Source organism: Streptomyces sp. NRRL B-24085, assembly GCF_001282115.1.
GTDB lineage: Bacteria > Actinomycetota > Actinomycetes > Streptomycetales > Streptomycetaceae > Streptomyces.
Genome location: NZ_LJBR01000481.1, coordinates 1 through 10,933 on the forward strand (window position 1 = coordinate 1; position 10,933 = coordinate 10,933).

Below are 10,933 nucleotides of genomic sequence, written 5' to 3' on the forward strand. Positions count from 1 at the left end.
CGATCGGGTCGGAACCGGAGGCGACCGACGAGTCCAGCTTCGCTGGGTACTCGTTGGGGGTGTCGAGCTCGGGTGCGTAGGTGGCCGGCTTGGAGGCGTTGTAGAAGGAATTGGTCGGCTGGTCGGCGTGGGTGGGGATCATGTACTTCTCCATGATCTCCCAGGCGCCGTTGAACTTCGACCAGTCGCCCGTCACCTTGCCGTACATGGCCTGGAGCCACAGCAGGTAGCTGTACGCCTCCGAGGTGGTCTCGTGGCCGTGGTCCGGCGCCTCGACGATCAGCGTCTCCACCGAGTGGTAGGGGATGCCCTCGGGGGAGAAGTACCCGTTCGCCGGATTGGTGATCTTGCCGTACAGATCCAGGAACCGGGCGTTGTACGTGCCCGTGGCCGCGATCTGGGTGACGTTCACCGAGGCCTTCGCGTGGCCGGTCGCCGTCGACTCGAAGGTCGCCGCGCCGGTGCCGGAGGCGTTGGCGGTGATGGTCACCGTCTGCGCGGTGTTCCAGTTCGAGGGGGTGAAGGTCAGCGAGGCCCCGCCGGTCACCGACAGACCCGAATTGCCGCTGGTCCGGGCGGTCGTGACGGTCACGTTGGCCGAGGGCTGGGTCGACAGCTTCACGGTGTACGTGCCCGTCTTGCCCTGCTGCACGGCCAGTTGGGTGGCCGAGGCGACCACCGCGGGCCCCGAGGCGACCGTGATGCCGACCGGCGTGGACTCCGCGGACGCGCCCAGGCTGTCGTACGCCTTCGCCAGCAGCGAATGACTGCCCACGGTCAAGCTTGAGGCCGAGAGCGAGTACGGCGAGGTCGTGTCCGTCCCCAGCAGCGTGGTGTTGTCGTAGAACTCCACCTTGCTGATCGTCGCGTTGTCCGCCGCGGCGGCCGTGGCCGCGAGCGGGACCGCGGTGCCCTGGGTGTAGACCGCGCCGGCCGCCGGGCTGGTCAGCACGGTGATGGGCGGCTGGTGGGCACCGGTGCAACTGGTCCCGTTGACAGCGAAGTTGGTGGGCGCCGCGTTGGTGCCGCTGTAGGTGAACTGCGCCCCGGTGGTGACGGCGGCGCCCGCGGCGATCTTGCCGTTGTAGCCGGCGTCCTTCACGCTGATGTTCTGGCCGGACTGGGACCAGGTGCCGTTCCAGCCGTTGCTCAGCTTCTGGTTGCCCGTGTAGCCGTACGTCAGGGTCCAGCCGTCGATGGTGTCCGTGCCGCGGTTGGTGATCGTCAGGTCCGCGGTGAAACCGGAGCTCCAGTCGTTGGTCTTGTAGTCGACACTGCACTGAACTGCCGCCGCTTGTGCGGGAGTTGAAGCCGCACTGAGCATCGCGAACGGCAGTGCCATGGCCGCCACGACAGCGGTCCACAATCGCCGGGCGGTCCGGCGTCTCCTGGTGGGGGGCATTGCTGGTTCCTCCTTGTGCGGCTCGGAGAAGTCAAGGCCTGAACCAGTGGGAGCGCTCCCATAGTGGAGACGTGCGTTCAAGGGGTCAAGGTGCGTGAAGAGTCGAAAAGATTCGACGAACGGGGCCTGGGAAAAGTCAAGTAACCCCCTGTTCTTTGCCGTCACTTGGCGCTACCTTCCTCAACACCAGTGGGAGCGATTCCATCAGTCGACGCGTCCGTAACGGCGCGCTGATCTGCAAGGAGTCGCTCATGCGACACCCCCCGCGTTCAGCACTTTTACTCGGGTTCGCCCCGCGGAGATCGCGCCGGTCACGCTGGTCGGCCCGTTCGTCCGCCGGGGGTCCGGGGCTCATTCCCCCGGGGCAAAGCAGTAGCCGTCGCCGGCGCGGTCGCCCTTTTCGGGTCCGTGACGGCTCCGGCGGTCACGGCGTCCGGTGCCGCCCCCGCCTCGACGTGGAGTACCGGCCGGGCCTGTCCGGCATCGAGCCGGCTCGTGCCGGGGTGAACTGCGCCCTTCCGGGCGTCGGTGGCCGACACCTCCAAGAACGACCGCACCGTCGTCTTCGACCTGTTCGACGAGCCCTGCCGGACCGCGCCACCGCCACGCCCAGCCAGGCGTGGCAGTGCCGGTGGGGTGGCGGCACCTGCCCGGCCATCGGGTACGAGGCCGCCGGGACTGCTCCTCGGGGCCGTCCCTGATCGGCAGCCACGACGGCACACCCACAGCGTTCGGCACCGGGCTGCGTGACCGTCTGCGCGCCCCGAACGGACAGCACCCGTTCACCGGACAGCACCCGCTCAACGGACAACTCCCGCGAACGAGAAGGAAACCCGCACTCATGAGTCGTACGAGAACAGCGCTCCTCGCTGCCCTGGCGCTCGTCGCCGGGGCCTCCGGGACCGCGCTCGCCGTGACCCCCGGGGACGCAGGTATCGCCGCCGTCCCCTGCACCGTGGACTACAAGGTGCAGAACCAGTGGGACACCGGCTTCACCGCCGCCGTCACGATCACCAACAACAGCGCCGCCAAGTCGAGTTGGTCGCTGAAGTGGTCGTACGCCGGGAACCAGAAGGTCACCAGCGGCTGGAACGCCAAGATCAGCCAGAGCGGAACGGCCGTCACCGCCGCCAACGAGAGCTACAACGGCACGCTCGCCACCGGCGGTTCGGCCAGCTTCGGCTTCCAGGGCTCCTACAGCGGCACCAACGCCGTGCCGGCCACGTTCACCCTCGACGGGGTGACCTGCAACGTCGACGGCGGCGGCCCCACCGACCCGGGCCCGACCGACCCCGGCACCCCGGGCACCCGGGTCGACAACCCGTACGCGGGCGCCAAGGTGTACGTGAATCCCGAGTGGTCCGCCAACGCCGCCGCGGAGCCGGGGGGCAGCCGCATCTCCAACCAGCCCACCGGCGTGTGGCTGGACCGGATCGCCGCGATCAACGGCACCGGCGGCAAGATGGGCCTGCGCGCCCATCTCGACGAGGCGCTGAAGCAGAAGGGCTCGGGAGAGCTCGTCGTCCAGCTGGTCATCTACGATCTGCCCGGACGCGACTGCTCGGCCCTCGCCTCCAACGGCGAACTGGGCCCGACGGAGATCGACAAGTACAAGACGCAGTACATCGACCCGATCGCCGCGATCCTCGCCGATTCCAAGTACGCCTCGCTGCGGATCGTCAACACGGTCGAGATCGACTCGCTGCCGAACCTCGTCACCAACGTCACGCCGCGGGCCACGGCCACCGCGAACTGCGACACGATGAAGGCCAACGGCAACTACGTCAAGGGCGTCGGCTACGCGCTCAACAAGCTCGGTGACGCCCCCAACGTCTACAACTACGTGGACGCCGGGCACCACGGCTGGCTCGGCTGGGACGACAACTTCTCCGCGACCGTCCAGCAGATCAAGCAGGCCGCCACCGCCGAGGGCGCCACGGTCAACGACGTGCAGGGCTTCATCACCAACACCGCCAACTACAGCGCGCTGAAGGAGCCGAACTTCACCATCAACGACTCCGTGAACGGCAAGTCGGTGCGCGAGTCGAAGTGGGTCGACTGGAACCGGTACGTCGACGAGCTCTCCTACGCCCAGGCGTTCCGGCAGGAGGCCGTGAACCAGGGCTTCCCCGCGGGCGTCGGCATGCTGATCGACACCTCCCGCAACGGCTGGGGCGGCTCCGCCCGGCCCACCGGCCCCGGGGCCATGACCGACGTGGACACCTACGTCAACGGCGGCAAGATCGACCGGCGTATCCACGTCGGCAACTGGTGCAACCAGGCGGGTGCCGGTCTCGGTGAGCGTCCGAAGGCCAGCCCGGCCGCCGGGATCGACGCCTACGTGTGGATCAAGCCTCCGGGTGAGTCCGACGGGGCCAGCTCTGCCGTCCCGAACGACGAGGGCAAGGGCTTCGACCGGATGTGCGACCCGACGTACACCGGCAACCCGCGGAACAACAACAACATGTCCGGTGCGCTGCCGAACGCCCCGCTGTCGGGGCACTGGTTCTCCGCGCAGTTCCAGGAGCTCATGAAGAACGCGTACCCGGCGCTGTAGTCCGCCGAGTACGGGACGCGTCACCCCGCCGGGGTCCGGTCAGTGCTCCTTGGCCAGGCCCCGGCGGATCGCGTACTCCACCGCCGAGTAGTCGCCGTCCTGCCGGTCCAGCACGTGCGGCCGCGCCGTGAGCAGTGGCGGCTGTGCCATGAAGCGGGGGTTCGTGCCGTGGTGGGGCTGGGCCGCGTGCACGAGGAAGGGGTGGCAGAGGTAGACGTCGCCGGGGCTGCCGGTGGCGTGGGCGAGCGGGCGGTGGGCCGAGGCCTCGGCGACCTGGGGGCCCAACTCCAGGAAGGACGCGCCCTGTTCGCCGTACGGTTCCAGGATCGCGGGGACGTCGAGATGGGAGCCCACCCTGATGCGGGTCGGGGCGTCCGCCTCGGTGACCTCGCTGAACAGGAACAGCATCAGCAGGGCGCGGTCCCGGGACCGCAGATTGGTGTGGTACATGCCGGCCGGGGCGCCCTCGGGGAGGTAGCTGCCCTCGATGTGCCAGCCCGCGTCGTCGGGTTCCTCCGTGTGCGGAAACCGCAACGGGAAACTGCCCAGTGAGTAGCGGGACTGCCAGCGGTCCTCGCCCACCAGCAGGTCGAACGCCTCGTGCAGGACCGGGGTGTTGGCGGCCGCCGCGAACGGGCCCTGCGCCATGTCGGCCACCCAGACCACCGGGTCCTTCCAGGTGGCCGGGTCCTCACGGTCGTAGCCCGTCTCCCGCCACAGCAGCGACGCGCAGTGCTGGGCGACGCGGGGCGGGAAGGCGCCCTCGATCCGTACGAATCCGTCGTCGAGGAAGCGCTCCACCAGTTCGTCGTCCATGAGGTCATCGTGGGGGACGGGCGGGGGCGGGCGCATCCCCTTTTCTTTGCGTCCGCTTTGCCGTGTTTTTTGCTGTCGTGGCAACATCTCTGGTGTCATCCCGGTGCGTCGGCGCACGCTGGCCGCATTCCGAGGAGAGGTTGGCACCATGGCGCACGATCACACCGACATCGACTGGTCCAGGATGGCCGGACACCTGGAGACCCAGGCCGAACTCTTCACCCCCCTCTACGAGCGGGCGCTGGCCTGGCTCGGGCACAAGCAGACCGAGCCGGGGCTGGTCGTCGACGCGGGCAGCGGGCCCGGGGTGCTGTCCTGTCTGCTCGCCGAGGCGTTCCCGGCGGCCCGGGTGGTCGCCGTCGACGGGGCCGAGCCGCTGCTGGAGCGGGCCCGGGCCCGGGCCGAGCGGCTCGGGGTCGCCGATCGCTTCGGCACCCTCACCGGTGAACTGCCGGGCATCCTCGACGACTTGGACTACCCCGTCGATCTGCTCTGGGCCAGCCGGAGCCTGCACCACCTGGGCGACCAGCGGGCCGGCATCGCCGCGTTCGCCTCCCGGCTGGCGCGGGGCGGCACCCTGGCGTTGATGGAGGGCGGGCTGCCGGCCCGCTTCCTGCCCCGGGACATCGGGATCGGACGGCCCGGACTCCAGGCGCGACTGGACGCGCTGGAGGAGGAGTGGTTCGCGCAGATGCGCGCGGAGCTGCCCGACTCCGTTCCGGAGGTCGAGGACTGGCCCGCGCTGATGGCCTCCGCCGGGCTGCGGCACACCGGGACGCGCAGCTTCATGCTGGACCTTCCGGCACCGACGACCGACCGGGCCCGTGCGTACGTCGCCGCGTCGCTGGGCCGGGTGCGGGACGTCTTCGCGGACCACCTGGACGCGGACGACCGCGCCACCCTCGACCGGCTGCTCGACCCCGAGGACACGGCGAGCGTGCACCGCCGGGCGGACGTGTTCCTGCTGGCGGCGCACACGGTGCACACGGCGGTGCGGACCGGCTGAGGAGCAACACCGTAGGCGTGCGCGGCGGTACTTGACTTCGAGAACGCTTCAACTGATGTACTCCCTGGCGTCCACGAGTTGACGGAGACACACAGGGGGAAAGCCATGTCCGACTCACCGGTCGCGCTCATCACCGGCGGTGGCAGCGGTATCGGGGCCGCGGTGGCGCGGCAACTGCTCGACGCGGGGCACCGGGTGGCCGTCACCGGCCGCGGGGAGCCGCGGCTGCGGGCCTTCGCCGAGGAACTGGGCAACCCCGAGGGGCTGTTGACGTTCGTCGGCAACGCTGCCGAGTACGGCGACGTCAGGGCCGCCGTGGACGGCACGCTCAAGGAGTTCGGCCGGCTGGACACGGTCGTGGCCAACGCGGGCTTCGCCACCCATGACACGGTGGCGGCGGGAGACCCGGCCGGCTGGTCCGAGATGGTGCTGACCAACGTGCTCGGCCCCGCCCTCCTCATCCGCGCCTCCATCGACGCGCTCAAGGAGAGCCGCGGCCGGATCGTCCTGGTCGGCAGCGTCGCCGGGTTCGTGCACACGGCCGGCAACATCTACGGGGCGACGAAGTGGGCGGTGACCGGGCTCGCCGAGAACGCCCGCCGTGAGGTCACCGAGTTCGGCGTCGGTGTCACTCTCATCGCTCCCGGCCGGACGGAGACGCCGTTCTGGGACAGCTACGGCAGCCTGCCGCCGGGGCACCTGCTCACCGCCGACCAGATCGCCGACTCGGTCGTGTGGGCCGTACGGCAGCCGGAGGGCGTCGACATCAACACCGTGGTCGTCCGGCCGATCGGGCAGCCCGTCTGAGCTGTGGGGCACCGGACGCACGACGGCCGGCGGCGGGACCCTGTTCCAGGGGCCCGCCGCCGGCCGAACCGCTGTGCCGTCAGGCGGCGTTGAACGTCGTCGGGTCCGGGCCGAGGCGCCGGTCCTCGTTGAGCGCCCTGATCGCCGCCAGGTCCTCGTCGTCCAGGCTGAAGTCGAAGACCTCGATGTTCTCCTTGATCCGGGACGGGGTCACGGACTTGGGGATGACCACGTTGCCGAGCTGGAGGTGCCAGCGCAGCACGATCTGGGCCGGGGTGCGGCCGTGCTTCTGGGCGATGGCCACGACGGCCGGGACCTCCAGAAGGCCCTTGCCGGAGCCGAGCGGCGACCAGGCCTCGGTCGCGATGCCCTGCTCCGCGTGGTACTCGCGTGCGGCGTGCTGCTGGAGGTGCGGGTGCAGCTCGATCTGGTCGACGGCCGGGACGACGGACGTCTCGGCGATCAGCCGCTTCAGGTGCTCGGGTTCGAAGTTGGAGACGCCGATGGCCTTGATCCGGCCGTCCGCGTGCAGCTTCTCGAACGCCTTGTAGCTGTCGACGTACAGGTCGCGCGCGGGCGTGGGCCAGTGGATCAGGTACAGGTCCACGTAGTCCAGGCCGAGCTTGTCCAGCGAGGTGTCGAAAGCGCGCAGGGTCGAGTCGTAGCCCTGGTCGCTGTTCCAGAGCTTGGTGGTGACGAAGATGTCCTCACGGGCCACTCCGGAGGCGGCGATGGCCTTTCCGGTGCCCGTCTCGTTGCCGTAGATCGCCGCTGTGTCGATGCTGCGGTACCCGGCCTCGAGCGCGGTGGCGACGGCGCGTTCGGCCTCGTCGTCGGGCACCTGCCAGACGCCGAAACCGAGCTGGGGCATCTCGACGCCGTTGTTGAGGATGATCGGGGGGACCTTGCTGCTCACGAGCTCTTGATCCTTACGGTTGTCGTCAGGTGGTTCTCCCATCGTCAACGATCACGAGCCGTGATGCATTCCTGACGGGAGAATCCGTCCGGTCACTTTGGTCCGGACCATTGACCGCCAACTGCCCTGCGGCGACTCTGGATTGTGTCACTGAACGCCATACATGAATGTGAACGCCGATCTGTGAGGTGATGTATGTCATGAGCACATCCAGAAGGACACTGCTGGGCGCCGCCCTCGCCGGGGCCGCGGGAGCGGCGGCCGGCCTGCCCGCCGCCACGACCGCACACGCCGCCTCCTGGCAGCAGAAGTGGGCGCCGACCGCGAGCGGCGACGGCCTCGGCGCCTTCGAGACCGTCGAGGACGACCGGGCCGACTCGCACCCCGGCGGACAGCCCCACATCTACGCCACCGGCAACAACTGGCGCTTCAACATGCACATGGCCGACCGCGACACCTCGACCGACCGTCAGCGCCAGGAGGTCACCGGGCTGCGCACGAGCGGCAGCAGCTACCTGCGGTGGACCGAGGGCCAGACCTGGCGGGTCACCTACTCGATGTACATCCCGAGCTCACTGAAGGCGACCACCAGCTTCACCCACATCATGCAGATGAAGCAGCCCGGCACCGGCACCTCGCCGATCGTCGTGCAGTCCCTGCGGCGGGTGAACGGGGCACAGACCATCGAACTGAAGCTGTTCGACAGCGACACCCTGGTCGGCCGCACCAGCCTCGACCCGCTGCACGACAGGTGGACCGACGTCGACTTCCAGATCAAGGTCGGCAACGGCTCGGCGGGCTCGGTCCGCTGGATCCTCAAGTCGGGCGGCGCCACGGTGGTCGACGCGTCGAAGACCGGGGTGGACACCTTCCTGGCGGACCGGGTGCGCCCGAAGTGGGGCATCTACCGCTCCCTGGGCGACACCTCGGGGTCCCTCCAGGACACCTATCTGCTGCTGACCAACCTGCGCGGCTACCAGCTCGTGTGAGACGGCTCAGGCCCGGTACAGCGCCTCGACCTCGTTCGCGTACGCCGTCTCGATCGCCTTGCGCTTCAGCTTCAGCGACGGCGTCAGCAGCCCGTGCTCCTCGGTGAAGGGCTGCGCGAGGATGCGGAAGGTGCGGATCGACTCGGCCTGCGAGACCAGGGTGTTGGCGGCCACCACCGCGCGTCGCACCTCGGTCTCCAGGTCGGCGTCGCGCACCAGCTGGGCCGGGGACATCCGGGGCTTGTCGCGCATCCCCAGCCAGTGCTCGACCGCCTCCTGGTCGAGGGTGACGAGGGCGGCGACATAGGGCCGGTCGTTTCCCACGACGATGCACTGCGAGACCAGCGGATGGTCGCGGACCCGCTCCTCCAGCACGCCGGGGGAGACGCTCTTGCCGCCGGAGGTGACGAGGATCTCCTTCTTGCGGCCGGTGATGGTGAGGTAGCCGTCCTCGTCGAGGAAGCCGAGGTCGCCGGTGGCGAGCCAGCCGTCGTGCAGGGCCTCGTCGGTGGCCTTCTCGTTGTTGAGGTAGCCCTGGAAGACGTTGGGGCCGTACAGCCAGACCTCGCCGTCGTCCGCGATGTGCACGGTCATGCCCGGGATGGGCTGGCCGACCGTGCCGTAGCGGGTGCGCTCGGGCGGGTTCGCGGTGGCGGCCGCCGTCGACTCGGTGAGGCCGTACCCCTCGTAGATGTGCACGCCCGCGCCGGCGAAGAACAGGCCCAGCTTGCGGTCCATGGCCGAACCGCCGGTCATGGCGTGTCTGATGCGGCCGCCCATCGCCGCCCGCATCTTGGAGTAGACGAGCTTGTCGAAGAGCTGGTGCTGCATCCGCAGCCCCGCCGTGGGGCCGGGACCGACGCCCCAGGCCTTGGCCTCCATGGCGTCCGCGTACTTCACCGCCACGTCGACGGCCTTCTCGAACGGTCCGGCCTTCCCTTCCTTCTCGGCCCTGCGGCGGGAGGCGTTGAACACCTTCTCGAAGATGTACGGCACCCCGAGGAAGAAGGTCGGCTTGAACGCGGCGAGGTCCGGCAGCAGGGCGGCCGCGTTCATCTGCGGCTGGTGACCGAAGCGGACCCCGCCGCGGATCGCCGCGACCTGGACCATCCGACCGAAGACGTGCGCGAGCGGCAGGAACAGCAGGGTCGCCGCCTCGTCGCCCTTCTTGGAGTGGAACACCGGCTCCCAGCGCTCGATGACGGTGTCCGCCTCGTACATGAAGTTGCCGTGGGTGATGACACAGCCCTTGGGGCGGCCGGTGGTGCCCGAGGTGTAGATGATCGTCGCGACCGAGTCCGGGGTGACCGCCTGGCGGTGGCGGTGCACCACCTCGTCCTCGATGGCGGCGCCGGCGTCGTACAGCTCCTGCACCGCGCCGGAGTCGAGCTGCCAGAGCCGGTGCAGTCGCGGGAGCCGGTCGATGACCGTGGCGATGGTCATCGCGTGGTCCTCGTGCTCCACGATCGCGGCCGTGCACTCGGCGTCGTACAGCGCCCAGAAGCACTGCTCGGCGGAGGAGGTCGGGTAGACCGGCACCACCTGCGCGCCGATCGTCCACAGTGCGAAGTCGAAGAGCGTCCACTCGTAGCGGGTGCAGGACATGATCGCGACCCGGTCACCGAAGCGGATGCCTTGGGCAAGCAATCCCTTGGCGAGGGCCATGACCTCGTCACGGAACTCCGCCGAGGTCACGTCTCGCCACCGGCCGTTCTCGTCCTTGCGGCCGAGGGCGATGTGCACGGGGTCGTTCTGGGCATGCTCGAAGACGACGTCGGCCAGTCCGCCCACGGGGGGTGCCAACGCCAACGGAGGGTTGGTGAACTCGCGCAAACCCCGCTCCCCGCTCTCCCTGGCGCTCAGTGAAGCTCCGCACAGCGCCGTGAAAGCTACCCCACCCCGACAGCGGGCGGGAGGGGGGCCGAAGCCGAGGGGTGCTCACGTATGGCCAGGTCAGTACCGGAAAATGCCCTCACATGGGGAAGGGTCGGACAGAAAACTGACGGTTGAGTAAGTTTCGGTGCCGTAATCTCCACGGAATCTGTACGTCCCGGTTACGGCTCGCCGCCCTGGTGAAACGGTTGCCCACGGGGTGCCGCCTTCTCTTCACTCAGCGCCGCCGACCCGCGATGCGTCACTCGGCCGAAGCCCTCACCCCCGGTGCAGCCGGTCCCCGCCCGCCAGGATCGCGGCGGCGAGCGCGTCGGCCGCCCCCTGTGCGGCCGTTCGCCGGCGGCCGTGCACCAGCACGAAGTCCACCCGCCCCAGCTCCGGCAGCCCGAACCGGTCGGGCACCTCCACCAGCCCACGCGGCACCAGCCCCCGGGAGCGCGCCATCACCCCCAGCCCCGCCCGCGCCGCGGCGATCAGGCCGTTCAGGCTTCCGCTGGCGCACACGATCCGCCACGGACGCCCCTGCCGCTCCAGGGCCTCAAGAGCC

8 protein-coding genes and 2 pseudogenes are annotated in these 10,933 nt (G+C 69.5%); 5 read left to right on the forward strand and 5 right to left on the reverse strand.

Annotated features, from left to right (window positions below):
* Nucleotides 1–1,402 (reverse strand): glycoside hydrolase family 48 protein (locus AOJ26_RS37290; RefSeq protein WP_199828911.1); only part of this gene is annotated, 1,402 nt, incomplete at its 3' end.
* A 507-nt stretch (nt 1,403–1,909) separates the two neighbouring features.
* Between AOJ26_RS37290 and AOJ26_RS45310 the strand changes: the two are divergent.
* Nucleotides 1,910–2,079 (forward strand): annotated as a pseudogene (locus AOJ26_RS45310) (cellulose-binding protein); the annotation flags it as partial.
* 164 nt (nt 2,080–2,243) lie between these two features.
* Entirely contained in the window at nt 2,244–3,959 is a 1,716-nt protein-coding gene (locus tag AOJ26_RS37295; protein ID WP_053852787.1) for a glycoside hydrolase family 6 protein, read from the forward strand.
* 39 nt (nt 3,960–3,998) lie between these two features.
* Here the strand turns inward: AOJ26_RS37295 and AOJ26_RS37300 are convergent, their stop codons facing one another.
* Complete coding sequence (locus tag AOJ26_RS37300; RefSeq protein ID WP_053852788.1) at nt 3,999–4,811, reverse strand: phytanoyl-CoA dioxygenase family protein; 813 nt, start codon at nt 4,809–4,811, stop codon at nt 3,999–4,001.
* 112 nt (nt 4,812–4,923) lie between these two features.
* Here AOJ26_RS37300 and AOJ26_RS37305 point away from each other — a divergent pair, with 112 nt between their 5' ends.
* Both AOJ26_RS37305 and AOJ26_RS37310 read left to right on the forward strand, forming a co-directional pair.
* Nucleotides 4,924–5,781, forward strand: a complete 858-nt coding sequence (locus AOJ26_RS37305; RefSeq protein WP_053852789.1) for a class I SAM-dependent methyltransferase — start codon at nt 4,924–4,926, stop codon at nt 5,779–5,781.
* A 105-nt stretch (nt 5,782–5,886) separates the two neighbouring features.
* A complete protein-coding gene (locus tag AOJ26_RS37310) occupies nt 5,887–6,588 on the forward strand; it encodes an SDR family oxidoreductase (protein ID WP_053852790.1) in 702 nt (233 codons plus the stop codon).
* Nucleotides 6,589–6,667: 79 nt separating this feature from the next.
* Here AOJ26_RS37310 and AOJ26_RS37315 read toward each other — a convergent pair whose 3' ends face one another.
* Complete coding sequence (locus AOJ26_RS37315; RefSeq protein WP_053852791.1) at nt 6,668–7,504, reverse strand: aldo/keto reductase; 837 nt, start codon at nt 7,502–7,504, stop codon at nt 6,668–6,670.
* A 200-nt stretch (nt 7,505–7,704) separates the two neighbouring features.
* Here AOJ26_RS37315 and AOJ26_RS37320 point away from each other — a divergent pair, with 200 nt between their 5' ends.
* The gene (locus AOJ26_RS37320) at nt 7,705–8,493 is read left to right on the forward strand and encodes a heparin lyase I family protein (protein ID WP_053852792.1); all 789 of its coding nucleotides are present in this window, start codon (nt 7,705–7,707) and stop codon (nt 8,491–8,493) included.
* Between the two features lie 6 nt (nt 8,494–8,499).
* Here the strand turns inward: AOJ26_RS37320 and AOJ26_RS37325 are convergent, their stop codons facing one another.
* Nucleotides 8,500–10,326 carry an AMP-dependent synthetase/ligase gene (locus AOJ26_RS37325; RefSeq protein ID WP_053852793.1) on the reverse strand — a complete coding sequence of 609 codons (1,827 nt, stop codon included), beginning with the start codon at nt 10,324–10,326 and terminating at the stop codon, nt 8,500–8,502.
* Nucleotides 10,327–10,644: 318 nt separating this feature from the next.
* A pseudogene (locus AOJ26_RS37330) lies at nt 10,645–10,933 on the reverse strand (LysR family transcriptional regulator); the annotation flags it as partial.